Source organism: Pseudomonas sp. P5_152, assembly GCF_033989915.1.
Classification (GTDB): domain Bacteria; phylum Pseudomonadota; class Gammaproteobacteria; order Pseudomonadales; family Pseudomonadaceae; genus Aquipseudomonas.
Genome location: NZ_JASFAH010000002.1, coordinates 5836453 through 5861255 on the forward strand (window position 1 = coordinate 5836453; position 24803 = coordinate 5861255).

General features: G+C 60.6%; 21 protein-coding genes and 2 pseudogenes. 10 read left to right on the top strand and 13 right to left on the bottom strand.

The window, feature by feature from the left end:
- Positions 1-573: 573 nt before the first annotated feature.
- The 3 genes and pseudogenes from QMK50_RS26655 to QMK50_RS26665 form a co-directional block, all read left to right on the top strand.
- Positions 574-1050: an Lrp/AsnC family transcriptional regulator gene (locus QMK50_RS26655; RefSeq protein WP_159995721.1), complete on the top strand. Its 477-nt coding sequence runs from the start codon at positions 574-576 to the stop codon at positions 1048-1050.
- Position 1051: 1 nt separating this feature from the next.
- Positions 1052-1294: pseudogene (locus tag QMK50_RS26660) on the top strand (hypothetical protein); the annotation flags it as partial.
- Positions 1295-1572: 278 nt separating this feature from the next.
- Positions 1573-2277 (top strand): annotated as a pseudogene (locus tag QMK50_RS26665) (carbohydrate porin); the annotation flags it as partial.
- 182 nt (positions 2278-2459) lie between these two features.
- On the opposite strand, the gene hxsA reads toward QMK50_RS26665, so the two are convergent.
- The 5 genes from hxsA to QMK50_RS26690 form a co-directional block, all read right to left on the bottom strand.
- A complete protein-coding gene (gene hxsA / locus QMK50_RS26670) occupies positions 2460-3068 on the bottom strand; it encodes a His-Xaa-Ser repeat protein HxsA (RefSeq protein ID WP_320334443.1) in 609 nt (202 codons plus the stop codon).
- On the bottom strand, positions 3065-4300 hold the full coding sequence (gene hxsC, locus QMK50_RS26675) for a His-Xaa-Ser system radical SAM maturase HxsC (RefSeq protein ID WP_320334444.1): 1236 nt from the start codon (positions 4298-4300) through the stop codon (positions 3065-3067). The genes hxsA and hxsC overlap by 4 nt, the downstream gene beginning before the upstream one ends.
- Entirely contained in the window at positions 4300-5787 is a 1488-nt protein-coding gene (gene hxsB, locus QMK50_RS26680) for a His-Xaa-Ser system radical SAM maturase HxsB (RefSeq protein WP_320334445.1), read from the bottom strand. Before hxsB ends, hxsC begins: the two co-directional genes overlap by 1 nt.
- A complete protein-coding gene (gene hxsD / locus QMK50_RS26685) occupies positions 5784-6083 on the bottom strand; it encodes a His-Xaa-Ser system protein HxsD (protein WP_320334560.1) in 300 nt (99 codons plus the stop codon). Before hxsD ends, hxsB begins: the two co-directional genes overlap by 4 nt.
- A gap of 370 nt (positions 6084-6453) precedes the next feature.
- Entirely contained in the window at positions 6454-7368 is a 915-nt protein-coding gene (locus QMK50_RS26690) for a LysR family transcriptional regulator (protein ID WP_166591581.1), read from the bottom strand.
- A gap of 267 nt (positions 7369-7635) precedes the next feature.
- Between QMK50_RS26690 and QMK50_RS26695 the strand changes: the two genes are divergently transcribed.
- The 4 genes from QMK50_RS26695 to pgm all read left to right on the top strand — a co-directional run bounded on the left by QMK50_RS26695 (position 7636) and on the right by pgm (position 13966).
- Positions 7636-8658: a zinc-dependent alcohol dehydrogenase family protein gene (locus QMK50_RS26695; RefSeq protein WP_159995725.1), complete on the top strand. Its 1023-nt coding sequence runs from the start codon at positions 7636-7638 to the stop codon at positions 8656-8658.
- 599 nt (positions 8659-9257) lie between these two features.
- The gene (locus tag QMK50_RS26700) at positions 9258-10706 is read left to right on the top strand and encodes a hypothetical protein (RefSeq protein WP_320334446.1); all 1449 of its coding nucleotides are present in this window, start codon (positions 9258-9260) and stop codon (positions 10704-10706) included.
- A gap of 105 nt (positions 10707-10811) precedes the next feature.
- Positions 10812-12212 (top strand): PLP-dependent aminotransferase family protein, encoded by a 1401-nt coding sequence (locus QMK50_RS26705; RefSeq protein ID WP_320334447.1) that lies wholly within the window; start codon positions 10812-10814, stop codon positions 12210-12212.
- Positions 12213-12322: 110 nt separating this feature from the next.
- Positions 12323-13966, top strand: a complete 1644-nt coding sequence (gene pgm, locus QMK50_RS26710; protein WP_095168875.1) for a phosphoglucomutase (alpha-D-glucose-1,6-bisphosphate-dependent) — start codon at positions 12323-12325, stop codon at positions 13964-13966.
- Positions 13967-14542: 576 nt separating this feature from the next.
- Here the strand turns inward: pgm and QMK50_RS26715 are convergent.
- The 6 genes from QMK50_RS26715 to QMK50_RS26740 form a co-directional block, all read right to left on the bottom strand.
- Complete coding sequence (locus QMK50_RS26715; protein WP_095168874.1) at positions 14543-15208, bottom strand: response regulator transcription factor; 666 nt, start codon at positions 15206-15208, stop codon at positions 14543-14545.
- A 57-nt stretch (positions 15209-15265) separates the two neighbouring features.
- Positions 15266-15823: a PQQ-dependent catabolism-associated CXXCW motif protein gene (locus tag QMK50_RS26720; RefSeq protein WP_320334448.1), complete on the bottom strand. Its 558-nt coding sequence runs from the start codon at positions 15821-15823 to the stop codon at positions 15266-15268.
- A gap of 123 nt (positions 15824-15946) precedes the next feature.
- Entirely contained in the window at positions 15947-16738 is a 792-nt protein-coding gene (locus QMK50_RS26725; protein ID WP_095168872.1) for an ABC transporter permease, read from the bottom strand.
- Complete coding sequence (locus QMK50_RS26730; RefSeq protein ID WP_320334449.1) at positions 16735-17466, bottom strand: ABC transporter ATP-binding protein; 732 nt, start codon at positions 17464-17466, stop codon at positions 16735-16737. Before QMK50_RS26730 ends, QMK50_RS26725 begins: the two co-directional genes overlap by 4 nt.
- Entirely contained in the window at positions 17463-18422 is a 960-nt protein-coding gene (locus QMK50_RS26735) for a YVTN family beta-propeller repeat protein (RefSeq protein WP_159995737.1), read from the bottom strand. Before QMK50_RS26735 ends, QMK50_RS26730 begins: the two co-directional genes overlap by 4 nt.
- Positions 18423-18455: 33 nt before the next feature.
- The gene (locus QMK50_RS26740) at positions 18456-19640 is read right to left on the bottom strand and encodes an ABC transporter substrate-binding protein (RefSeq protein WP_320334450.1); all 1185 of its coding nucleotides are present in this window, start codon (positions 19638-19640) and stop codon (positions 18456-18458) included.
- A gap of 157 nt (positions 19641-19797) precedes the next feature.
- On the opposite strand from QMK50_RS26740, the gene QMK50_RS26745 reads away from it, so the two are divergent.
- The 3 genes from QMK50_RS26745 to QMK50_RS26755 are packed head-to-tail and all read left to right on the top strand — an operon-like array spanning position 19798 to position 21820.
- Positions 19798-19920 carry a hypothetical protein gene (locus QMK50_RS26745; protein ID WP_256585469.1) on the top strand — a complete coding sequence of 41 codons (123 nt, stop codon included), beginning with the start codon at positions 19798-19800 and terminating at the stop codon, positions 19918-19920.
- A 2-nt stretch (positions 19921-19922) separates the two neighbouring features.
- Complete coding sequence (locus tag QMK50_RS26750; RefSeq protein ID WP_320334451.1) at positions 19923-21185, top strand: sensor histidine kinase; 1263 nt, start codon at positions 19923-19925, stop codon at positions 21183-21185.
- Positions 21182-21820: a response regulator transcription factor gene (locus QMK50_RS26755; RefSeq protein WP_159995743.1), complete on the top strand. Its 639-nt coding sequence runs from the start codon at positions 21182-21184 to the stop codon at positions 21818-21820. Before QMK50_RS26750 ends, QMK50_RS26755 begins: the two co-directional genes overlap by 4 nt.
- Positions 21821-21977: 157 nt before the next feature.
- Here QMK50_RS26755 and QMK50_RS26760 read toward each other — a convergent pair whose 3' ends face one another.
- Together QMK50_RS26760 and exaA are read right to left on the bottom strand one after the other, a co-directional pair.
- Positions 21978-22625, bottom strand: a complete 648-nt coding sequence (locus QMK50_RS26760; protein WP_320334452.1) for a pentapeptide repeat-containing protein — start codon at positions 22623-22625, stop codon at positions 21978-21980.
- A gap of 81 nt (positions 22626-22706) precedes the next feature.
- Positions 22707-24593 (bottom strand): quinoprotein ethanol dehydrogenase, encoded by a 1887-nt coding sequence (gene exaA, locus QMK50_RS26765; RefSeq protein WP_320334453.1) that lies wholly within the window; start codon positions 24591-24593, stop codon positions 22707-22709.
- Positions 24594-24803: the final 210 nt, after the last annotated feature.

Sequence of the window (24803 nt, forward strand, 5' to 3'; positions counted from 1 at the left end):
GCAGTTTTCAAGGCAGATGAAGACCATCAAAAGGCTTAGAGTTTTGTGAGGTCGCAGATGAAAATAACTGAAAAAAAGCATCGTATTGTGATGCTGAAGAGTAAGTTGGATTTACTTCGTTTTGAGCAAGTCAGAGCTGCTTTGGTTAAAGTGCTCTTCAATCCATCGTTGATGTTACTCATACTGATTTGTATTGTACGATTGCGCGAATAATTAAAGCTGCTATAAATTCTACAGCGTCTATTAGTTCTTAATTTCGGTTTGATGGTTGAGCGGGGCGTTTTTTATCTTAGGCTAGATTTGTAAGGGGTAATATGGAGCGGAGGCCGGTTACTGCTGCTTTGGAATGAGCCCCTATCGCCGCTGACAGCGCTAGCTGCTCAGTTTCCGATATGGCGGTTCTCACCTCAAGAGTCCCTTGTGGGGGCGCTTCAAGGTAGCAGGATCCCAATCCAAGCAGCAGGCTAACCGGTGGATAGATTCTACGATTTTTCAGTAAATACCTTGTGCTAAAATCCCTAGTTCGATTAAGAGAATACAGAATGAACATTCTGTATTTATGGGGTTTTTGAAATGAATATTCCGAAAGTAAAGATAGATGCCACTGATCGCCGCATTTTGGCTGCGCTCCAGAGAGATGCAAGGCTTTCGAGTGCGGAGCTTGCTGAGTTGGTGTCACTGAGCGCATCTCCATGCTGGCGACGGGTCAAAAGACTTGAGGAAATAGGTCTTGTACGTGGCTACCATGCAAGCATTAATACCGAAATGCTTGGGTACGCTATTACTGCCTTTGTACAGGTCTCCTTAGATCAAAAGGATACTGCCCATATGAAGGCGTTCGAGGAGTCGATAACTTCTTTTGAACAGGTTATAGCCTGTCACTGTGTTTCAGGTGTTTATGATTACCAGTTGACTGTATTGGCAACTGATTTGGCTGAATTCAGTGAGTTTGCAAGAAAGAATATAAATGGTTTTTCAAGTGTTAAAGATGTCTGTACCTCCTTTGTCGTAAAGGAAATTAAAGCGCCAGTGAATTTGATGGTCGGGTAGTATGGAGGATGCATCTAACCTATGTACTTTCACGCTGAAGCACCAATTGCCGTCTGACGACAACAATATGGATGTGATCATGAATCGCTTGGCGGAAGAAGGCTGTGATGATGCGTTGGTCGGCGTCGGACAGCCAGGCCGCCTGGCGTTGGAGTTTGTGCGTGAAGCCCCCTCTGCACATGACGCAATTGAGGGCGTCATAGAAGACGTGCGCCGAGCCGTACCCAACACACGCTTGATCGAGCAGCTCTCGCGCCATGACTGACTGCAGGCGCCATACATCGCGTGGCTGCCGAGCGTCCCGTCTCCCATAACCTAGTGGCTTTTGCGGAGCGAAGAGAGGAGAGATGGTGTTCTGTGTTAACGCTGACGCCGAATTAACCTCCGAGCTGAAGCAAGACTGACCCACCTCTAAATCTGCACAAATCCCGCATAGGCAATGGTTCGAGAGGAACAGACTGGGTCAGTGACATCTCGGCAACTGGAGTAATTCGGCATCGGTGCCAACATTGAGTACAAACAGACAACTTGTTCCAAAAGGACTATATCAACTGCCACGACTTCACCGTCAGTGGCTTCGATACCAACCCAGGCGGAGCCTTGCAACTGGGCGTGAGCTTTCTCGACAAGCCAGATAGCAGGGATGATTCCCATACTGGTTGGTCGGCCATTGCTCAGCACAAGCAGAAAGGTTTCCTAGGTGGGCTCAATACTTTCGCGGTGCAATACGGACGAGGCCCAGGAACGGCTTTGAGTTACACCGGCGACCCAACCCTGGACAACGCCAACCAGAGTTGGCGCATGGTGGAGTACTTCGACTGGCAAATGACTCCGCGATTCAGTGGGCAGCTCCAGGTTGTCTATCAAAAGGACAAACGTCCAGACGGTGATGACCAAAACTGGCTTTCTGTGGGGGTACGCCCGGTCTATGCGTTCACTGAACAATTCAAGTTGAGCACTGAGATTGGCCGAGACCAAGTGGAGGCGCCTGGCGGGACGCGCAAACTGACGAAGTTCACCATTGCACCAACTTGGTCACCTGCTGGGCCTGGCTACTGGCATCGTCCAGAGTTTCGACTGTATTACACCTATGCGTCCTGGAACCAGGCAGCCCAACGCGCAGCGAATCAAATGGCTGCTGGGTCGGCACTTTCGGATACCGGTGCCTTTGGTAACGCTTTGCATGGCTCAAACGTTGGTGTGCAGCTTGAGTATTGGTGGAAATAGGCGCGTCAGCTAGCAGGGTCAAGTCAACTGACCTCCGGGAAGCCCTACCACCAGCTATGTCTAGGTAGGGCTTCGACTATCGAGTTGTAAGGGAGACCTGCACATGGTTCGCAACCGCATTGTTTTAGTGTTTTTGAATCAGGGCCTAGAGCTTAGCGCGTTCATTGACGTAGTGAAGCGACTTATGGAATCTTGATCCCCAACGCATTCAGCGATGGTGTATCCATCCGGCCATTCACGGTCAGCCCACTGTCCATCTGAAAGGCCATCAACGCACCACGTGTCGCCTTGCCCATCACCCCATCAATGGTGCCTTGGTAATACTGGCGCACCATCAGCGCGGTCTGCACGCGGGTCACCAGGTCGCTTTTCTGCTCATTGGTCGCGCGGTTCTTTGAAGTGCTCGACCTTGTCCCGCTGGTAGTGCCAGACGACTGATAAAGGCTGTTGCTGTTAGAGGTGCCGCTCGAAGTACTCGGCGCGCTGTAGCTCCGGGTACTGGTCGCGGGTGGGCTGTAGTAGCGAGGCGCGCTGTAGCCACCTGAGCCGCTGTAGTGAGAACTGTGCGAACTGTGCGATCGATGTGAACTGTGTGAGCGATGTGCCGCATAGATGTTCACGGCGTCTGGCGCATTGAGCGTATCGGCAAATACCGGGGGCTGCAGCTTGTCGTTAGGCTGCCAGTTCGCATCGGCGAGCGGCATATGGCCCGTCTGTGCCAGGGTGGTACCTGCCATAGGCAGCAAACTGATCCCACTGATCAGGACTTTCCAGCGGTCAAGCAATTTCACTGTGCACTCCTTGCATAGGCGCTAAAGGCCTCGGTCGATAGTTGTTGTACGCCGCGGCTCTGCCAGCGGTCGTTGTGGGATTTGAAGAAGCCGGAGCAATGTTTGACGGCAGCGCATTGCTGACAGGTATCGATGAACAGATTCTTCCAGTCCGAGATGCTCTGACGGGCGAAACGCGAGAGGTGGGCCGGGATCAGGCACAGGGGCAAGTTGTAGATCGAAACCGGCACCCCGCGGTTGAACAGGAAATACACCGCCTGGCTCAACGACTCCTGATAGTCCAGCGGGTCGATCCACAGTTCTTCATAGTGCTTCCTGGCCAGGCCGGTACTTTCGATACCCATCAGTGCAACATGGCGCACGAGGGGCAGGTTCCTGAACACGTAGTGGGCCAGCTCGGGCAAGCGTGGCGTGGTCAGGCGATTGAGTACCACGCGTATCTCTATGATCTGGTTGGCGCGGGCTAAGTTATAAAGCCCCTGAAGGGTTTCGCTGAAAGCGCCTGGGGCCTGCACCACATGGTCATGGTCTTCGGCATTGTCGGCATACAGCGGAATACCCCAGCTCAACTGAGGGTGGCCGATAGTAGAGAGTGCTTGGATCCAGCTCGGATCTTTGAACAGGCGCCCATTGCTGAGCACATGAATGGATTTCTGTGGCAAAACGGCTTTGCACTTGGCCAGAGTTTCGAGTAGGCCGTCGCGATAGAGTGTTGGCTCGCCGCCGCTGATGCCCAGGTTTTCCTCGCCCGGGTCCATCAGGTCGATCAGCCGAAGGTTTTCCTCGATGTGCCAACGGTCATCGATATCTTTGGGTGGCTGCGAGCACATCAGGCAGAGGCTGTTGCAACGATCGGTCATGAACAGCAGGTTGCTGTCCGAGCCTCGTCGATAGAGCACTCGCACCAAAGCGTTGCCTGGTGTGATGGCAATGACATCGCCGGGCTGCACGACATCCGCATCTTTGGGTGTGTGCAGGTGTAGCCGCTCGCTGTCGAAGTCGCCAATCAATGGCTCTGGGGTCAGGAATCCACCCACGGGCAATGAAAGCAGGTTCGGGCTCCGTAGCCGTTCTTGGTTTGGCAACCAAAGCAGCAGCTCACCGACCTCAGCGTTTCCGGCACATACAGCCAGGCCTTGTTCGATAAACTCATCCAGGGTGATGACCTTGAGCAGCTTTGGCTCATTCAGATGATGGATTTCGAAATGGGTATCTTTGCGCAGCATCGCCATCAGCCCCTGTAACCCGGGAACCGAACATCGCTGTAGGAGCGTCTGTTCAACCAGGACAACAGCACCCTCTGCGCGTTGTCGTCGCCATCGCGAAGCAGGCCGAATAAATGCTTCAACAGTCCCATGTTCTTCTTGCAGAAGCTGCTGAACACCCGGTGTCCGACTGGGTCGCCTTGGCGCGCATAGTGTTCGATGGGGTCTGCGCCGCAGTAGGGGACCAGTGCGCAGTCCGAGCAGCCCGGCAGTGCCTCCGCAACACCACTGGCAAGCAATACCTCCATGACGGGCGATGCCAGTAGTTCAGACAAGGGTTGCCGTACGGTGCCGAGCCTCAAGCCGTCTTCACCCATCTCCAGCAACATTCGGGCTTCGTCCGAGGGATAGACGTAACCGTCATAGTTGTAAACCAACGCCGCAGTGCCTGCGCCAGCAGGGGAGCGCAGGTCCACATAGCCGGAGGAGAAGGGCGTGAGGATATTCTTCAGCAGCAGGCTTGTGTAACTCTCCGACAGGTACACGCCCTGCTGGTTGATACGCAGCAAATAGTCCAGTGCCTTCTTGTAGAAGGCCAGGTATCGCTCAATCGGATAATCAAGTCGATGGGCACTCTTGGTGGCAAACCCATAAGGGCTCAGAGGCCGAAGCGAGATGCTGGAGAAGCTCTGGCTTACATACTCATCAATGATCGCTTCAGGTTGTTCGAGGCTTCTTGAAGTCAGCGTGGTCAGTGCGGAAACTGCATCATGGCCAAGGCGCTCACGTACCCACTGGATACCTTTTACCGTGCGTTCGTAGGAGTTCCGTGACGGGGTAGGGCGGTTGGCATTATGTAAGGGCGCTGGTCCATCGAGTGAGGTCGAAAACTGGATGCGATGCTGTTCTGCGAAGTTGAGTATTTCGTCCGTCAGGTGGTGCAGCGTGGTGGTGATGACGAACTGGATATCTCGCTGTTCGACCACGTTCCGTTCAACTACCCATTCGACAATCTGGCGGACGCGTTCGAAGGCCAGAAGCGGTTCACCACCCTGAAACTCCACGGTCAGGGCGGGGGCGTTCGATTCGAACAGGCGATCGACCGCAGCCTGTGCATCCGCTTCCGACAGGTCGTGGCCGGATCCACCCAGAGGGGCCCGCGATACCTGGCAGTACTGACAGGTGTGGTTGCAACGCAATGTAACCACGAACAAGTGCAGTGCAGGGCCCTGGAAGAGGAAGTCCTTGCGGCTGCGATACTGCGCGGCCATTTCCGGGAATGGGTCGTGACGGCCTGGTTCGTAGATGAAGTGGCGAGCCAGCAGGTCCTTGTAAAAAGGCGTACCCGCTTGAACGTCGAAGTAACTGAGGGCTCGTAACTGCTCGTTGTTCACGTGCATGTACTCACCCGTATCGGAAGTGAGCAGAATGTCACGGTCATGCCCCGTGTTCATGCGCATAAATCGCAAAGGGAGCAAGCGGTAGTGCTTGGCGTCGGTTGCAATCAGTGTCACTGCGAAATTCCACATCCAGCGAGCGCGGCTCGGGCCAGAACTTCACGCAACCCCGTTGTTTCGCGGTTGATGTGGTCGCGCAGGACGAAGTCGTTCAGGTGCTGGAGGATCAGCGAGTTTGCCTGCTCCGGGGAAAGCGTCAGCCTTGCTTCAGCGGGGAAAGCCGTGAGGCTGATCTGGCTGGCTTCGATACCGACCTGAATCGCGACGGTGTCGGCCAGGGAGTAAGCGGCACGTTGCACCACGCTTAGAGGGTAGGCTGCGCTGTCGAGTTTCAGTGTGACTGGCCATGTCATCGGCATCGGTCCTTCAAATCCGTTGAGAACGTGTGGATTTTGCCGGGTATCGAGGCATTGTGCCATTATAATTTTTTACATTTGCAAACATTTGTCCAGCGTGGTGGTTGCTGCGCTCACTACGGCTCGACCATTGATACGGGGTAGGGCCGAGGGTTCATAGCTAAGGGTGGGGGGATGTTGGAGAGTCAGCCAACGGAGCTATCCCCATCAATAGCCTGCTTGGCCTTAGGCTGGAGGCATCGTTTTCAAACCATTCAAAGCATGCCCTCAGATATGCCCCCAATGTAGCAATCCACTGGAAGTGAATGGAGCTCTATGGTTCGTGGAATGGCAAAAATGATCAAATGAACAGCCTGCCAGAAGACGTCTAGAGACTGTCCGGATCCCCAAAAAACATCTGAATCCGCGACCGCAACCAACGCTCCCCCGGATCGTTATCCTGGGACCCGCGCCAGGCCATGTGCAGCTCGAAGGTGCGGGTTGGTAGCGGTGGGTTTTCGGCGCGCAGGCCGCCGGCGGCGGTCAGGGCTTCGGCGGTGTAGTCCGGTACGGTGGCGAGGATGTCGGTGCCGGCCAGCAGGGTGCCCAGGCCGTTGAACTGCGGTACGGCGAGCACCACGTGGCGTTTGCGACCTTGTTTCTCCAGCTCTTCATCGACGAAGCCACTGAGGTCGCCGGCAAACGACACCAGCGCATGGGGGCGGGCGCAGAAGTCGTCCAGGCTCAGTGCACCGGGCACGGTGTCGGCGCGCAGCAGCTTGGGCTGGCTGCGGCGCAGCACTTTGCGCTTGGCATTGGCCGGCAGGTCGGTGGTGTAGCTGACGCCAATGGAAATTTCTCCTGAGGCCAGCAGGTTGGGCATCAACAGGTAGTTGACCCGGCGCACCACCAGGACAATGCCCGGTGCCTCGGCGCGCAGGCGCTTGAGCAGCATGGGCAACAGGGCAAATTCGACGTCATCCGACAGGCCGATGCGAAATACCGTGGTGCTGGTAGCAGGGTCGAACTCGGCTGCGCGGCTCACGGCCGTGGAGATCGAGTCCAGGGCTGGGGAGAGCAGGGCGAAGATTTCCACCGCGCGGGCGGTCGGTTCCATGCTGCGTCCGGTGCGCACGAACAGAGGGTCGTCGAACAGCCCCCGCAGGCGCGAAAGGGCCGCGCTGATGGCCGGTTGGCCGAGGAACAGCTTCTCGGCGGCACGGGTTACGCTGCGTTCGTGCATCAGGGTTTCAAACACGATCAACAGGTTCAGGTCGACACGACGCAGGTCATTACGATTCATCTGGAGTCCTGGCAGAGTCAGCAAGCTTGACGAGAGCGGCCATATGAGAACAATGACCGGCATGAATCTTACGGGGAAAGGCTGTTACTCTGCACCGAGTAATTCATTTTTCCCACAATGCTGGTTCGGTTTTCTAGATTGATTGACGGATTTCCGGAGCTGCGGAATCAATGACAGGCATGTCGACTATTAATAGCCACTGATGGTCTTGGCCACAAAGCCCGGATAAAGTTCATGGCATTAGAGGTTACTTTGACGAGGTTTGCGATGTCCCGCACGATCCGTTTTCACAAGTTTGGTCCAGCCGAGGTGCTCAAATGCGAAGAGCATGCGGCTGCTCTGCCGGCACCCGGTGAAGTACAGGTGCGTGTCGAGGCGATAGGCGTCAGCTGGTATGACATCCTCTGGCGGCAGAACCTGGCATCGTCCCATGCACGGCTGCCGTCCGGGCTGGGGCATGAGATGGCGGGCGTGGTCACGGCCCTCGGTGAAGGCGTGGATGACCTGGTAGTTGGCGACAAGGTGGCCAGCTTCCCGGCGGAAAGCCCCAATGACTACCCGGTGTACGGCGAGCAGATCGTGCTGCCGCGTTCGGCGCTGACCCGTTATCCCGATGTCCTGAGCCCGATCGAGGCGGCGGTGCATTACACGCCCTTGCTGATCGCCTATTTTGCCTACGCCGATCTGGCACGGGTCAAACCCGGGCAGTTTGCCCTAGTGACTGACGCCAGCCACTGTGCCGGCCCGTCCTTTGTGCAACTGGGCAAGGCTTTGGGTGTGCGGGTAATTGCCGCGACCAAGACTGCCGAAGAGCGTGAGTACCTGCTGTCGCTGGGTGCCGAGAAGGTGATTGTCACCGAAGAGCAGGACCTGCTCATGCAGATCAACAAGCTCACCGACAATCGTGGCGTGGACGTGGTGTTCGACGGCCTGGGCGGTCCACAGATGTCGCTGCTGGGCGACGTCCTGGCGCCACGGGGCAGCTTGGTGCTGTATGGCCTGCAAGGCGGCAACCAGACGCCATTTCCGGCCTGCGCAGCGTTTCAGAAGAACATTCAGTTTTTCGTGCACTGCATCGGTAACTTCACCGGCAAGCCGGAGCTGGGGATTGTCCAGGACCAGGCCGCGCTGCAACGGGCACTGCGCGAAATCAACCAATTGACCGCCGACCGCGTGTTGCTGCCGCTCAAGACCCGGGTCTTCCCGTTCGCCGAGTTCGTCGAGGCGCATCGCTATATGGACGAGTGTCCGTGTCGCGAGCGAGTGGCGATTCTGGTCGAGCCCTCCTGAGATCCGCTCAACAAACAGCCCGCGAAAGCGGGCTTTTGCGTTATGGCCCCAGGTAAACGCCGTACCCACTCCCCTGATAAACAGCCTGTTCAGCAACTGAACTGGTTTTTGTCTGTGATCTGTATCTTCTAATCAATATCCAAGCCCTGATAATTGAATGATCACTTTCATCTCAAGGAATGAGTCATGGCTGAGCCTTTTGTTTTAGTCAGCGCTATTAACAGTGTCGGGTGGCGGGCGCATTGCTCGCCCACGCAGGGCGTTGGTGTTTGGCAAGTAGCGCAGCTAACTACTAGTTGCGTATTTTTTGCCGGGTTATGGCTTCTTGGTTTTGCGTACTCATTGTCTGTGGGAAGTTGTCGGAATTGTCCTAGGCCTTGTCGTATTTTCCAGAAAGCCCCTGATTCAGGCGCACGCAGACGAACTTTCCGGCGTGCTGAATCTGTTAGGGCAACAGTGTCAAATAGTTGCCGAAGGCATAACGCCACCATCGATCGCCGATAATTACACCTCGCACTAATCAATCGAGATTGATCACTGCCACAGCGGTTGAGCGATGTTCTTTTGATACCGACTTATTGAATTTCAGGTAAATAACGATGAGCACCATGCATGATTCAGCGATGAACAATGTCTATCACCAAGTACTGACTCGTCTGCTGAGTTTCTTCTCCCGGGCAGAGCGCACCGCACTGCAACTTTTGATCCAGCGTTTACTGGTAGCGGCTGGCGGCCCGGAAAGAATCGAGCATTTCAAAGTCCTGCTGGCCCACTCCGGTAGCCAGGACAGCTGCTACTCGCTGGCGTTGCTGCGTGCCGCGCAGTTGAGCATCGCCGCCCGGTCGCCAGCGACCTTCCATCTGCGGGTGGCAACCCTGCGCATGGGCTCGACGACGCCAGTGATCATGGACAGTATTCACCGCAGCTATGCAGCGCTGTTTGTCTACGATGACCCGCGCGTCGAGGTGCTGATGGTCGATAACCGTGAGGTATTGCCCTTTAGTCATTTACCAGCGCTGTCCGACGCCGGCCGAGAATGGAATCGCACCAGCCTGTTGTTGCTCGGCCATTCGCGAGAGCCGGAGAGTCCTTATGAAGCCTGTGATGACGGCTACCTGGCCACCGGCGAATTTTATGGGCAGATGAGCCGCTGGCAGGGTGGCGTGGATGCGCTGGTGGGCGGAGCAACGGCACGTCAGCAGCGGCAGTTCCTGGCCGGGTTGGCGCGAGCAGCCCAGCGCGCCAGCTTGCCGACGCTGGCAGAGCCGGCTCTGAGCATGGATGGCCTGCTGAGCAGCCTCGAACAACTGGACAACGATTGCTACCGCGAGCTGTATGCCGAGCAACAAACCGTGGCCTGGCGACCCCAGGCGGGTTTTGACGCGCGGCGCGGGACCACCTTTATCGATATCCAGGACCTGGTGACGGGCAACGCGCAAGAGCGCTGGCTGCTGCTCAACGAATTCCTCGGCCTGCAGGCGGAGGAAGCGGATGTGGCCCTGCGGGAAAACGACTACGCCAGCGCGCTGCTGTCGGCCCATTGTCGTGGATTGCAGGCCAGCTACCTGGAGGGCCAGCCGTATGAGCGCGGATTTGCCCAGTACGTGCAGCGCGGGTTGTTGCTCATGCGTAAAAAAGGCCTACCAGAGCCCGTTTGCCAGCAGGCCTCGGCGCTTTACGACAATCCCCCGGCATTGGCCGAGCGGCGCATCGAGGCCAACGCCGAACTCCAGCAGAACCTGGGTCTGTGCGAAGCGCAACTGGTGTGCCTGTTGTTCGCGCCCTTTGTCGGCCAGGGCGCGGGTCTGGAGAGATTTCTGCGACGTTGCCATCCCGGCATGCTGGTGGCTATTGGCGAGCTGCACAAGGCATTGCAGGGCGAGGCCGCGCCGGAGCAGGTGATGCACTGGATGGTGGATGTCAGCGGCTTGCCGATCAACCTGATGCGCACGCTATATCGCCGGCGTCCCGTGCTGGAGGCCGGCGTTGCGGACTCCAGTGGCGGGGCCTTGGTGCACGCGCTCAATGCTCTGTCAGCGCGACCTTGAGGAGCCTGGTTTGACTGATTCGAACTACATGGGCCGCGACACCTGCGCCCAGGCGTGTCTGCCCCAGGCTCGGCCCCTGACCCTTGCTGCGATTGGCCTGCGTCCATGAAAGAGCAGAGAGAGAGCGACTTTGCCTATCAGGCGGTGTACCGCTACCTGACCTGCCTGATCAATGAAATGGAGGCCGAGACGCCAATCAAGCTGCCGTCACTGCGGCAACTGGCCGAGCGCCTGAGCGTGTCGATTTCGACTATCCAGTACGCCTACTCGCTTTTGGAGAAGGAAGGGCGGGTGTACTCGGTGGCCAAGTCCGGGTACTACGCCTTGCCGGTGTCGCTGAACGCGGCGTTCTGCGGCGGCAATGACCTGCTGGAAACCCTCTACGTAAGCGCCAGGCGTCCGGGCATGTTGGTGATGAGCACCGACGAGCCGGCCCTGCTGCAGTCGCTGGACAGTCCGTTACTGCTGCTGGAGCGCGAACTGGTGCGCCAATATCCGAGCCAGCAGCAACCGCATTCCCAACCCTGTGGCGAACTGGAACTGCGTACCGCGTTGGCAGCGCGCTACACCACATCACCGATCCGTTGCTGGCACGCTGACGATGTCTACATTGGTGCCGATTTGCGTGGCGTGCTGGAGATCCTGATTGCGGTGCTGGCGCTCAAGGGCGCCACCGTGCTGGTGGAGTCGCCCTGTGACTGGGTGATCTTGCGCTTGTTGCAGGCGGCCGGGGTCCAGGTTATCGAGTTGCCGATCGGCGAGGATGGCTCGCTCGACCCGCAATGGCTGGCACACCTGTTGGCGACCGAAACAGTGCGTCTGGTGCTGCTGTCCTCCGGCGTAAGCATGCCAAGGGGCAGCCTGATGCCGGCCGCCAACCGCCAGGACATCGCGCACCTGTTGCAGGAGCACGGTTGCTGGGTCCTGGAGAATGATGTCTACGGCGAGCTCGGGCACGAGCCGAACGAGTTGCGCTTTCGCGACCTGCTCGATCCCGAGCGCTTGATCGTGTTTTCGACCTTCGAAAAGCTCATGGGGCCCGAGGCGCCTTACGGCTACCTGCTGTCGCGCCCGCTCAGCGCTGAACTGCAGCGGACCTTTTTGCTGCGCTCATTCCGCTTGTCACCGATCCGCCAGAAAGCCATTGCCCGGCTGTACAGCAGTGGACGCATCGACCAGCACCTGCTGGTATTGCGTCGCTTGCTCAGTGAACGCAAAAGCCGCATGGTGCAGCTGCTGCAGGAGCGCCTGGGTGATGCGCTGGACTTCGTCGAGCCGGCGGGTGGCGCGACCCTCTGGGCCCGCTCGCTGCGTCCGGTCGATATGCGCCGGGTATTCCAGCGCATGCTCAAGCAGAGTGTGGTGATTGCCCCGGGGGAGCTGTTCAGCCTGCATGGCCTGCATTCGCAGCATGTGCGACTGAGCCATGCGTTTAATGGCCAGCACGATCTGGACACGACCATGGCGATGCTCGGCGATGCCCTGAGGCTGGAGTTGATGGAGTAGTCGAGGGGCAAATAATCCTGACCTGGCGCGGATAGATATCGTCGCTCTATAGTCAAACTGCCAGTAAACTCCCTGCCTATTCCTGAACCACTCTTTTTCAGAGGTTTTGCATGACACTCAGTCCTTTTGCGGGCAAGCCGGCACCAGCAGAGCTCTTGGTCGATATCCCGCGACTGGTAACAGCCTATTACACCGGTCGGCCCGATGCCTCGGTGGCGACCCAGCGCGTTGCGTTCGGCACCTCCGGGCACCGTGGCAGCTCGTTCGAGCTGAGTTTCAACGAATGGCACGTCCTGGCGATCAGCCAGGCGATCTGCCTGTATCGCCAGGCCCAAGGCATCGACGGCCCATTGTTCGTCGGTATCGACACCCACGCGCTGTCGACGCCGGCCGGTGCCAGCGCCCTGGAAGTGCTGGCAGCCAACGGCGTGACCGTGATGATCGCCGCCAATGACGAATACACCCCGACCCCGGCCATTTCCCACGCGATCCTGTGCTACAACCGCGGCCGCACTTCGGGCCTGGCCGACGGTATCGTCATTACGCCGTCGCACAACCCGCCGCAAAGCGGTGGCTACAAGTACAACCCTACCAACGGTGGTCCGGCCGATACCCACATCACCAAGTGGATCGAAGCCAAGGCCAACGAGCTGCTGGCCAACCAGTTGGCCGGGGTCAAGCGCATCAGCTACGAGCAGGCGCTCAAGGCCAGCACCACCCATCGCCATGACTTCCTCAATACCTATGTCGCCGACCTGATCAATGTGATCGACTTCGACGCAATCCGTGGGGCCAATCTGCGCCTGGGCGTCGACCCACTGGGCGGCGCCGGAGTGCGCTACTGGTCGGCTATCGCCGAGCACTACCGCTTGAACCTCGAAGTGGTGAACACCGAGGTCGACCCGACGTTCCGCTTCATGTCGGTGGACTGGGATGGGCAGATTCGCATGGACCCGTCCTCCAGCCACGCCATGCAGGGCCTGATCGGCCTAAAGGAGCGCTTCGACGTCGCGTTTGCCTGCGACCCGGATCATGACCGCCACGGTATCGTCACCCCCTCCGGTGGTTTGCTGGCGCCGAACAACTACCTGGCGGTCGCCATCGACTACTTGTTCCAGAACCGTCCGTTGTGGCGTGCCGATGCGGGCGTGGGCAAGACCGTGGTCAGCAGCGGCCTGATCGATCGCGTGGCCAAGCGCCTGGGTCGACGCCTGTACGAAGTACCGGTGGGCTTCAAATGGTTCGCTGACGGGCTGTTCGATGGCTCCCTGGGTTTTGGTGGCGAAGAGAGTGCGGGCGCTTCGTTCCTGCGCAAGGATGGCGGCGTCTGGAGCACCGACAAGGATGGTCTGATCCCGGCGTTGCTGGCCGCGGAAATGACCGCCCGCACTGGCCGCGACCCGAGCCAGGCCTACCGTGCCCTGACCGATGAGCTGGGCGAGCCCTTCGCCGTGCGCGTCGACGCCAAGGCCAGCCCCGAACAGAAAGCCCTGCTGGGCAAACTGGCGCCGGAGCAGGTCAAGTCGACCCAACTGGCGGGCGAAGCGATCCAGAGCATCCTCAGCAAGGCGCCGGGCAACGACCAGGCCATCGGTGGCTTGAAAGTCATGACCGAAAACGGCTGGTTCGCCGCCCGTCCTTCAGGCACCGAAGACATCTACAAGATCTATGCCGAGAGCTTCATTGGCGACGATCACCTCAAGCAACTGGTGCAAGAAGCCCAGACCCTGGTGGATGGCGCGATCAGCGTCTGAACCCCGGCTCCCACCCCTGTGGGAGCGAGCCTGCTCGCGATGGCGGTGTGTCAGGTACCGTCGATGTTGACTGTGCCGGCCCCATCGCGGGCAAGCCCGCTCCCACAGTGGTTCTGGGTGTTCGCAGATTCTGGGTACACCCACTCAACCTGTGGGAGCTGGCTTGCCAGCGATAGCGGTGGGTCAGGTACCGTCGATGTTGACTGTGCTGGCCCCATCGCGGGCAAGCCCGCTCCCACAGTGGTTCTGGGTGTTCGCAGATTCTGGGTACACCCACTCAACCTGTGGGAGCTGGCTTGCCAGCGATAGCGGTGGGTCAGGTACCGTCGATGTTGGCTGTGCCGGCCCCATCGCGGGCAAGCCCGCTCCCACAGGGGGTCTGGAGGTGCTCGCAGATTTTGCATGCGCCACAGCCAACTTGTGGGCGCTAGCTCATGGGAAATTCGTACACCAGGAAAAGCCAGGCCGGCCGGTAGGCCGTCTCGCCCACCCTTACCACTCAACAGGCCGAGTGTTAGCTCGCCTGCAGCTCTTGATCTTGATCCACACGCCCCAACCGCGAACCCGCAAAGGGCCTCAGCGGCGCAGGTACGAGCCAAAATCGATGTCCCCGGCACTGAGGATCGCCTGTACCCGGTTGTGCACGTTGAGCTTGCGCAGGATGGCCGAGACGTGGGCCTTGACCGTGGTCTCGGCGATTTCCAGGGTGTAGGCAATCTGCTTGTTCGACTCGCCCTTGGTCATCCGTTCGAGTACCAGCAACTGTTTGCGAGTCAAAGCCTGGAGCAGTTCCGGCGGGAAACTCGGGGTGTCGTTCATGCGCCGCTGGCTGCTGCTTTTTTGCGTGCGGATGATATCGGGCGGCAGGTACACGTTGCCGTTGAGAATCTGCTCGATGGCTTCGGTCATCTGCGCCCTGGGCGAGGACTTGGTGATGAACCCCACCGCGCCATAGGTAATGGCTTGCAGGACGATCTGCTTGTCCTGTTCGGCGGAAACGATCACCACCGGGATGGTCGGCGCTTCGTTGCGCAGGTTGATCAGGCCATTGAGGCCGTGCATGCCCGGCATGTTCAGATCCAGCAGGATCAGGTCCAGGTCGTCATGGCTCTGGGTCAGGGCCAGGGCACTGTCCAGGTCGGCGGTTTCCATCACCTCGCTGCCGGGAAAACCATCGCTGATGACGTTATGAATGGCTTCGCGGAACAGTGGGTGATCGTCGGCAATCAGAATTTTGTACATAGCCTTTCACCTCGTTATTTTGATTATGGTGTGGCAACAACACGCAAGGGTGCAACGTCAGGGAAAGGGCTCCGGTTGGGCCAGGGTCACGGGCAGGTTTGCTGCCTGCCAGGCATCCAGGCCGTCGCGGTACCAGTACACCGACTGATACCCCAGGGCTGCGGCGCGTTTTACCGCGTTCCAGCTCAGCCAGCAATCGGAGCGGCAGTAAAACACCAGCGCACGCCGGGTATCGCCTGCGGTCAATGTTTGCAGGTTACGCGCAAAGTAGGCCTGCCAGGCAGGGCTCAGATCGCCGTCACCGGTGTTGGCCAGCCAGTGGCTGCCGGGCAGGTTCTCGTGGGGCTGGTCTTCAATGAAACGCTCATGCAGCCATTGCCGACGGTAGACGTCGATCAGCAGCGGAGGCGGTGTCTGGCCGAGCAGGGTTTGCAGGCTGGCGGTATCGACAATACTCGCGCCCGGCGCCTGGTCAGGCGTCGGGCTGCGGTACTGGCCGATACGGTAGCCCTGGGCAGAAAACAGCGGGCTGTCAGCGTGGACCACGCCCAGCAGCAGGCACAGCGACAGGGCAGTGAGAGGAGGGCGCAACAGGCGATGGCAGGCACGCAGCATAGCGGTTCAGTCCTTATCGTTATGAACCTATTACATGCCAGACGTTGTGCCTTGGGAATGCGACGATAGACAGGAAAACCAGTACCAAAGTAGTAGTTTTGCGCCTTTGCTGGCAAATACCGCCTAACCTGCCTTGCGCAACGCTGCATGCTGCGGGTTGAACGTCAGCACCGCCAGCAGGCCGAACAGCAGCGTCAGCCCGGCGCACACCGCCAATGCCAGGGGGTTGAACCGCTCATACAGGGCAAACCGCACCAGTTCCACCGCATGGCTGAACGGATTGACCGCACACAGCCAGTACAGCCACTCGCTGGAGTCGCGCATTTTCCACAGCGGATACAGCGCCGACGACAGGAAAAACAGCGGGAAGATCACGAAATTCATCACCCCGGCGAAGTTCTCCAGCTGGCGGATCCCATTGGACAGCAGCAACCCCAGGGCGCTGAGCATCAACGCCACCAGCAACAGCGCCGGCAGGGCGAGCAGCAGACCCGCCACCGGCGGGCGCACCCCGTACAGCCAGGCAATCGCCAGGAAGGCATACACCTGCAACAGCGAAACCAGTGCGGTCGCCAGCAACTTGCTGCACAGCAGGAAGGTCCGGGGCAGGGGGCTGGTGAGCAGCACGCGCATGCTGCCCATTTCCCGGTCGTAGACCATCGACAGCGAACCCTGCATGCCGTTGAACAGCAGGATCATGCAGGCAAGACCGGGGATGATGTAGACCTCGTAGGGGATGTAGGTGTCGTAGGGCTCGATGATTGCGATGCCCAGCGCCGCCCGAAAACCGGCGGCAAACACCAGCAGCCACAACAGCGGGCGTACCAGGGCGCTGAGAAAGCGCGTGCGCTGCAACACGAACCGTAGCCATTCGCGCAGCACGATCCCGCGCAAGCATTGCCAGTAGGCGTTCATCGGGTGGCTCCCAGGGTCGTCAGGCGGTTGAAGGCCACGCCAAGGTCGCCGCCATGTTCCAGGCTCAGGGCCGCGGCCTGCCCGCTGGCCACCAGGCGACCCTGATGGAGAATCAGCAGGTCGTCGCTGGGCGACACCTCGTCCAGCAAGTGAGTGGTCCACAGCACGCTCAACTGTTGCTCGCGGCACAGGCTACGCAGGTGCTGGTTGAGGGCCAGGCGGCTGGCCGGGTCGAGGCCGACGCTGGCTTCGTCGAGCAGCAACAGGCGCGGTTCGTGTAGCAGGGCGCGGGCGATCTCTACCCGGCGACGGTGGCCACCGTTGAGTTCGCGCACCCGTTCACTGCGGCGCTCGGTCAGGCCCTGGCGCGCCAGTTCGGCGTCCACCCGCTGGCTGCTCTGGCGCCGGGACAGGCCATGCAGGGCAGCGTGGTAACGCAGGTTCTGTTCGACGCTGAGGTCCAGGTCCAGGGTGCTTTGCTGAAATACCACGCCCAATTGCTTGAGCGCCGGACGCGGGCGGTCGCGCAATGAATGGCCGCCAACCCGGATCTCGCCGCGCTGCAGGTCGTAGAGCCGGGTGAGCAGGGCAATCAAGGTCGACTTGCCTGCGCCGTTGGGCCCCAGCAACGCGGCAAAACGCCCTGGTGCCAGACTGAAGCCGACCTGGTTCAGCGCCTGGCGGGCACCGTAGGCGAAGCTCAGGTCGCTGACGTCCAGGGCATTCATGGCGTGACCACCACGCCCCAGGGGTAACGCCCGACCTTCACCGACTTGATGACCTTGAGGCTGTCGACATCGATCACCGAGACATCGCCGCTGACGCCGTTGGTGGCCAGCAATTGTTTTTGATCCGGGGTGAACGCCATCTGCCAGACGCGGCGTCCCACCAGCAGGTAGTCGAGGATTGCAAAGGTCCTGGCGTCGATCACCGCCACATGGTTGGCCGGGCCGAGGGCGACAAACCCGTACTTGCCGTCGGCGCTGAGCTTGACCCCCACCGGCTGGACCTTGTCCGGATGCACGCCCTTGATCTGGAAGTTCAGGGTCTTGAGCACCTTGCGGCTGGCCACCTCGAGAATGGTCACGGTGCCGCCGATTTCCGCCGAGGCCCAGAGCTGCTGGCCATCCGGGGAGAACTCGACAAATCGTGGGCGCTGGTCCACCAGGGTGCTGTCGGCCAGGGTCTGGGTGCTGGTGTCGATCCAGTGCAGCATGTTGGTGGTTTCACTGGTGTTCACCGCCCACTTGCCATCGGGGCTGACGGCCATGCCTTCGGGTTCGACGCCGACGCTGATCTGCCCGAGCACCTTGGCGGTCTCGGTGTCGATCACCGTCACCAGCGCATCGTCTTCGTTGGAGACGTACAGCCAGCGGTTGTTGGGGTGCAGGGCGAACTGCTCGGGGTCCTTGCCGGAAGGCAGCTCCTTGATGATCTTGCGGGTCGCCACGTCCATCACCTGGACCCGGTCCGAATCACTGGCGCAGATGTACAGCAGCTTATTGTCGTGGGACAACAGCAGGCCACGAGGGCGCTGACCGACGGGCAGGGTGTCGGTGACTTGCAGGGTCTGCAGGTCGATCAGGCTCAGGCTGTTGTCCTTCTCGTTGGAGACCCAGGCGGTGCTGGCCGCGGCGTGCCCGGCGGCGAGCAACAGGGCGCATGAGAGCAGGGTGCGGCGCATGGCGGATACCTTCTTGTTGTGGGGTGGGCAATTTCAGGGAAAGCGGCAACTGACCTCGGGCTTGTCGTAACCCAGGCTGTCCATTTCGTTGAAGGGGTGCAGGAAACCCTCCTGGGGTGAAGTGCTGACCAGCGCCCGGGGTTGCACGATGGGGATGGGTTGGCGCAACTGGCCGTTCCAGTGGCGATAGCTGAGCTTGCGGCCCTTGAAGCCGTCCAGCGGCAGTTGGTCGCTGAGTTGCAGCTCGCGGATCGCCATGGGGTCGGCGTTGCGCAGTTTGCTCACCGCACTGGCGATGCTGCGCACGGCCATCCAGGCGGCGAAATCGCGGTCGTTCATCCAGCGCCCGGCCAGGGCCTCGAAGCGTTTTTGCAGCTGCGCGGCGCCGTAGGTTTCCACGGTCTTGTGCCAGCCCACGGGAGTCAGGCCCTGGGTGCCGGCGACCGGGCGCGGGTACCAGGTCTGGTAGGGCACGTACTCGCCGAAATCGCCGCGCTCATCGGCCACCAGCACCACGTCATACTCGGCGGTCTGGGTGAACAGCGGCATGTCGGCCTGGGCGCTGCGGCGTTGGTCGTTGTCGAAACTCCAGGCCTTTTCTGCCACCAGTTGCAGGCCAAAGCGCTTGGCGGCGCGCCGCAGGGCGGCGGCATAAGCCTGGTCGTCTGCGGTCGGGCCGACGATCAACAAGGCCCGCTGCCATTTTCGCTGCACCAGCAATTGCCCCAGGGCATCGGCGAGCATCGCCCGGCTCGGCAGACTGTGCAGCACGTTGGGCAGGCAGTCGGTGCTGCGCAAACTGTCATCCGGACTCCCGGCATTGAACAGCAGGCTGTCGGGCAATGCCGCGCTCAGCTGGCGCAGGCTGGACGCCGGGGCGTTGACCACAAACAGCCGCAGCCCTTGCTCATGCTGGGCCTTGGCGGCGTCCAGCAGGGCTTGCGGGGTGACGACGCTGGCGCTGAGCAAGTGGTAGCTCTGGTTGAGAAAGCGCCCGGTGCTGTTGCTGTCGGTGATCGCCAGTTCGGCGCCGCGCAGGCCGGCGTCAGTCGGTTCGCCAATTACGTTGGACAACAGCGGACCCGGGTCGGGGCGATAGCCCAGGTAGCCGATCTGCACCGGTAACGGTGGGTCTGCCGCCTGGCTTTGGCTCGCCACGCCGGCGGCGCAGGTAATCGCCAGCAGGTAGATCAGGGCGTAGGGGGCAAGCTGGCGCATAGGGCACTCCGTTCCAGGTAGCGCCAGCATAGGAAGCCCACGAGCAGGGGGAAATATGCAGAAAGTACCAGTCAGCCAGTACCAAGGTAGTAACTGCGCCAAGGCGGCGTGGTTTTAGCATGGGCAATAACGGCTATTTCAGTGGAGGCGATTGATCATGCGAATTCTCAAGGCGCTGCTCCTGCCGTTGTTGCTGATCCTGAGCATGATCGGCGTCGACCGCCTGCACGGTCCGCAACCGGTCGCAGCGCGGGTCATGCCCGCTCTACCGGGGCGCTAGGGGTGTCGGCCCTGTGGCGGATCAACCTGTGGGTCTGCGGCTTTTTTGCCCTGGTGACCCTGGGGTGCATGGGCTTGCTGCTGCATCAGGCGCTGGCAGATGTCGAGCGGGAACTGCAGTCGGCAGAAGCGGTGGTCGAGTATTTGAGCGAAAGCGCGGCGCGCGACCCGGTCAGCCTGCAGCCCCGGCTGACGGAGGGTCTGCGTCACGTGCGGGTACGCTGGTTGCAGCCGGGGGAGGCGGCACAGGCTCCGGTGCAGACCGGAATGGATGCCTGGCTCGCCCGCCTGCTGTTTGCCGAACGCCTGCATAGCCCTCGGCTACTTGATCTGCGCGACGGCCGGCGGGTACAAATTGCCCTGGACCCGCGGGACGAACTCGATGAAGTCTGGGACTCGGTGCAGCAACTGCTCGGCCTGTGCGCCCTGGCGTTGCTCGTCAGCCTGGTCAGTATCCGCTGGGCGGTACGCCGTGGCATGAGCCTGCTCGATGAGTTGTTGCGGGCCTTGCAGCAAGTGTGCGCCGGCCAGCTCAAGGTCCGTCTGCGCGGTACCGGCCTGGCGGAAGCGCGCCAACTGGCCCAGCAATTCAACCGCATGACCGAGGCACTGGAACAGGCCCATGCCGACAATGCCCGGTTGACCCGCACCCTGTTGGCCGTGCAGGAGCAGGAACGCACCCATTTGGCCCAGACCCTGCACGACGATCTTGGCCAGTACCTGGCGGGGATTCGCGCCCAGGCCTGTCTGCTGCGCCTGGTCGCGAACCAGCCCCAGACCATCGAGCGCACAGTGCGCGAGTTGGAGCACAACTGCGAACACCTGCAGCAGGGCTTTCGCGCCCTGGTCCAGGATCTCTATCCGGTAGTCCTGCAGCACCTGCCGTTGAGCGCGGCCGTGGGCTTGCTGGTGCAGCAGTGGCAGACCCGGCAGGGCATCGATTGTCGGTTGCGGGTCAGCGCCGATCTGCCGCTGCTGTCCGCACCGCACCAGACCCATCTGTATCGGCTGCTGCAAGAAGCCCTGACCAACATTGCCCGTCATGCTGGCGCCAGTCAGGTGCGGGTGCGCCTGCATCATTGCGGCGGACGATTGCGGGTGCTGGTGCGCGATAACGGTCGTGGTGCGCAGCAACCACAGCAACCGGGTGTCGGCCTGTATTCAATGTTCGAACGGGCCCGTTGCCTGGGCGGCGAACTGCGCATCATCAGTCAGCCCGGCGCCGGTTGGGCGCTGGCCTTGAGCATGCCTTTGGAGGTGTCATGAACATTTTGCTGGTCGATGATCACGCGGTAGTCCGCCAAGGCTACGCCAGCCTGTTGCGGGCGTTGTTGCCGGCGATCGAAGTGCGCGAAGCGGCCACCGGCGAGGAGGCGTTGAGCCGGGTCCAGGAGGCGCTGCCGAACCTGGTGATCATGGATTTTGGCCTGCCGGGCATCAGTGGCCTGGAAACCACCCGCCGCCTGCGCCAGCGTTTGCCGCAACTGCGGGTGCTGTTTTTCAGCATGCACGATGAACTGCCGCTGGTGCGCCAGGCCCTCGATGCCGGGGCGTCGGGCTACCTGACCAAAAGCTCGGCGCCTGAGGTGTTGATCGAGGCGGTGCGGCGGATTCTCGCCGGTCACGCCTATATCGAGCAGCCCCTGGCTACCCAGTTGGCGTGCCACCCGCAACAGGACGCCAGCGATCCGCGCCTGCAGAGCATGACCCAGCGTGAACTGGAGATCTTCGTGATGCTCGCCAAAGGCACCCCGGCACGGCTGATTGCCGAGCAGTTGAGCATCAGCAGCAAGACTGTTTCCAATCACCTGACCTTGCTCAAGAGCAAGCTGCAGGTCAGCTCTCATGCCGAACTGGTGCACCTGGGGATTGATATGGGGGTGGTGCGGGTGGCGAGCTGACGGAGCATTCAACATCGATGTCGCCTGACACACCGCCATCGAGAGCAAGCCGCAAGCGGGCGCTCGCTCCTTGTGTCGGTGTATGCAAAATCTGCCGCTATCGAAAAATCCCACTGAGGGCACGAGCCAGGTGTTCGTAGAGCCTGCGTAAAGCCAGTCATTTATCCCAGGTCGTTGGGCAACCGACACACCCCTCCATGTTCGCATCCTGAAAGTTGCCGTAATGCTGGCGCGAGCCGCTGAGGTTGGCCTGGGCCAGGTTGCTTTCGCCGAACTTGGCTTCCTGCAGGTTGGCGTCGCTGAGGTTGGCGCCCTGCAGGTCGGCCTTGCTCAGCCAGGTCATTTCCAGGTCGGCGGCGCGCAGGTTGGCGTTGTGCAGCTTGGCGCCGGACAGGCGAGCGAATTGCAGGTAGGCGCCGCCCAGGTTGGCGTCCTGGAATTGCGCGCCTTGGGCAAACAGGCCCCAACCCTGGACCGCCAGCAGTGTCGCGCCAGTGAAGTCGGCCAGGCGCAGGTTGCTTTGTTGCAGGCTGGCGCGAGTCAGGTTGGCGCCTTGCAGTTGGGCCTTTTCCAGGTTGGCGAGGTCGAGGCGGGCGTGGCGCAGATCGGCATCGCGCAGGTCGGCGCCGCTGAGGTTCATGTTGCGCAAGTCCTGGTTGCTCAGGTTGGCGCCACGCAGATTGGCGCCGGGGCATTGGCTGTGGTCGGCGATGGTGCAGCCGTTGATGATCAGCGGGGTGTCGTCACCGTCGTCGGCGTGGGCGGCGGTGAGGCTCAGGAGAAGCAGCAGAGGTAGATAGTTCATCGCAAGGTTCTCGGAGGTGCCGATTTCCCTGTAGGAGCGAGCGGGCACTCGCTCCTACAAAGTATGTGTCAGTAGCGAGGATCAGCGTTTGGCGGTCGGGTTATCCCAGCTCGGGATCTTGAACACCCAGAACGAGCCACCCTGGGCCACGGGTTTGGTCAGCTCGGCCATGTCGCCACCCCACAACGGCACCGCGCCGCCGTAACCGACGGTCACGCCGATGTACTGCTCGCCATCCTGTTCCCAGGTGATCGGCGGCGAGACGATGCCGCTGCCGGTCTGGAACTTCCACAGCTCCTTGCCGGTTTTCGCATCGAAGGCCTTGAAGAACCCGTCGCCGGTGCCGGTGAACACCAGGTTGCCCTTGGTCGCCAGCACGCCGGCCCACAGCGGCAAGGCCTCCTTGTGCTCCCAGACCACTTTGCCGGTGGTCGGGTTCATGGCGCGCAAGGTACCGACGTGATCGTCGTACATGCGCTTGATGCGGAACCCCATGCCCAGGTAGGCCGAACCCTTCTTGTAGTTGACCTCTTCGGTCCAGTATTCCTCTTTCCACTGGTTGCCCGGGATGTAGAACAGCCCGGTGTCCTGGCTGTAGGCCATGGGGTTCCAGTTCTTGCCGCCGAGGAACGGCGGCGAGACTTCCACCGGCTTGCCCTTGGTTTCCCCTGGCAGGGGCTTGGCCGGGCGTTGGCCCTCGTTCTCCACCGGACGTCCGGTCTTGAGGTCGATGTGGCTGGCCCAGGTGATGTTGTCGACGAAGGGGAAGGCGTTCTGCAGTTTGCCGTTGTTGCGGTCGACCACGTAGAAGAAGCCGTTGCGGTCGGCGTGGCCGGTGGCCTTGACCAGTTTGCCGTCCTTGTCCTTGTAGTCGAACAGCACCAGCTCGTTGTTGCCGGAGAAGTCCCAGGCATCGTTCGGGGTGTGCTGGTAGAACCACTTGACCTCGCCGGTGCTCGGGTCGACCCCGACCTGGCCTGAGGTGTAGAGGCTGTCGTAATCGTGCGGGTTGCCGTCCTTGGAGGTACGCGCCCAGGTGTTCCAGGGCCCGGGGTTGCCAGCGCCGACGATGATGGTGTTGCTTTCCGGGTCGAAACTGGCGCTCTGCCAAGGGGCGCCGCCACCATGGCTCCAGGCCTCGACCTTGCCGGTCTCGGTAGTCGGGTCATTGGGCCAGGACGGTGCCTTGACATCGCCGGTGGGGGTGCTGTCCTTGCCGTTCAGGCGGCCCATGTGGCCTTCGACGAAAGGCCGCATCCAGACTTCTTCGCCGGTGTCCGGGTCGCGGGCGAACAGTTGGCCGACCACGCCGAATTCATCGCCAGAGCTGCCGTGGATCAGCAGCACCTTGCCGCTGGTTTTGTCCTTGATCAGCACCGGGGCGCCGGTCATCGTGTAGCCGGCGGCGTGGTCGCCAAACTTCTTGTTCCATACGACTTTGCCGGTGTTCTTGTCGAGGGCGATCAGCCGCGCGTCGAGGGTGCCGAAGTAGATCTTGTCGCCGAAAATCGCCGCGCCACGATTGACCACGTCGCAGCACGGACGAATGTTGTCCGGCAGGCGATGGTTGTAGGTCCACAGGCGCTTGCCGGTCTTGGCGTCGAGGGCAAAGACCCGGGAGTAGGAACCGGTGACGTACACCACGCCGTCGCTGACGATGGCCTGGGATTCCTGGCCGCGCTGTTTTTCATCGCCGAAGGAGTAGGACCAGGCCGGGGTGAGCTTGAACACGTTCTGGTCGTTGACCTGGGCCAGCGGGCTCCAGCGCTGGGCGTTGGTGCCCATGCCGTATTGCAGCACGTCCTTGGTGGTCAGGTGGTCGTTGGCAATGTCTTCCCAGCTCACCTTGGCGCTGGTCGGGGCAGTGGCAGCGTACCCGGTGGTGCCCAGGGACAGGCCGCCCACCAGCAGGAAGGCCTGCACGGCGAGGGTCAGGGGGGAAAGGGCGGGTAGCGATCTTATTGTCATGGTTGCAGTTCCCAGTGGAGGTTTTGGCCTGCACAGGGTGCTGCGCCGTGTCGGTGGCGCCTACGGAAAAAATCCCGCTGTGGCCGGGAAGACTTCCCGGTCGGGCTATGAATTGGGTGTGCGTCACAAGCCCTACTACCAAGGGAGTAGAGCGCGGCCACCAAAGCAGCATGGGGCTTGTGCCAAGGCCTTTCTAAGATGGCTGCCATA

Coding starts and splice junctions, on each gene's coding strand:
- QMK50_RS26655 (WP_159995721.1), top strand. CDS start 574: ATGAATATTCCGAAAGTAAAGATAGATGCCACTGATCGCCGCATTTTG.
- hxsC (WP_320334444.1), bottom strand. CDS start 4,300: ATGGCGATGCTGCGCAAAGATACCCATTTCGAAATCCATCATCTGAAT.
- hxsD (WP_320334560.1), bottom strand. CDS start 6,083: ATGACATGGCCAGTCACACTGAAACTCGACAGCGCAGCCTACCCTCTA.
- QMK50_RS26690 (WP_166591581.1), bottom strand. CDS start 7,368: ATGAATCGTAATGACCTGCGTCGTGTCGACCTGAACCTGTTGATCGTG.
- QMK50_RS26695 (WP_159995725.1), top strand. CDS start 7,636: ATGTCCCGCACGATCCGTTTTCACAAGTTTGGTCCAGCCGAGGTGCTC.
- QMK50_RS26700 (WP_320334446.1), top strand. CDS start 9,258: ATGAGCACCATGCATGATTCAGCGATGAACAATGTCTATCACCAAGTA.
- QMK50_RS26705 (WP_320334447.1), top strand. CDS start 10,812: ATGAAAGAGCAGAGAGAGAGCGACTTTGCCTATCAGGCGGTGTACCGC.
- pgm (WP_095168875.1), top strand. CDS start 12,323: ATGACACTCAGTCCTTTTGCGGGCAAGCCGGCACCAGCAGAGCTCTTG.
- QMK50_RS26715 (WP_095168874.1), bottom strand. CDS start 15,208: ATGTACAAAATTCTGATTGCCGACGATCACCCACTGTTCCGCGAAGCC.
- QMK50_RS26720 (WP_320334448.1), bottom strand. CDS start 15,823: ATGCTGCGTGCCTGCCATCGCCTGTTGCGCCCTCCTCTCACTGCCCTG.
- QMK50_RS26725 (WP_095168872.1), bottom strand. CDS start 16,738: ATGAACGCCTACTGGCAATGCTTGCGCGGGATCGTGCTGCGCGAATGG.
- QMK50_RS26730 (WP_320334449.1), bottom strand. CDS start 17,466: ATGAATGCCCTGGACGTCAGCGACCTGAGCTTCGCCTACGGTGCCCGC.
- QMK50_RS26735 (WP_159995737.1), bottom strand. CDS start 18,422: ATGCGCCGCACCCTGCTCTCATGCGCCCTGTTGCTCGCCGCCGGGCAC.
- QMK50_RS26740 (WP_320334450.1), bottom strand. CDS start 19,640: ATGCGCCAGCTTGCCCCCTACGCCCTGATCTACCTGCTGGCGATTACC.
- QMK50_RS26745 (WP_256585469.1), top strand. CDS start 19,798: ATGCGAATTCTCAAGGCGCTGCTCCTGCCGTTGTTGCTGATCCTGAGC.
- QMK50_RS26755 (WP_159995743.1), top strand. CDS start 21,182: ATGAACATTTTGCTGGTCGATGATCACGCGGTAGTCCGCCAAGGCTAC.
- QMK50_RS26760 (WP_320334452.1), bottom strand. CDS start 22,625: ATGAACTATCTACCTCTGCTGCTTCTCCTGAGCCTCACCGCCGCCCAC.
- exaA (WP_320334453.1), bottom strand. CDS start 24,593: ATGACAATAAGATCGCTACCCGCCCTTTCCCCCCTGACCCTCGCCGTG.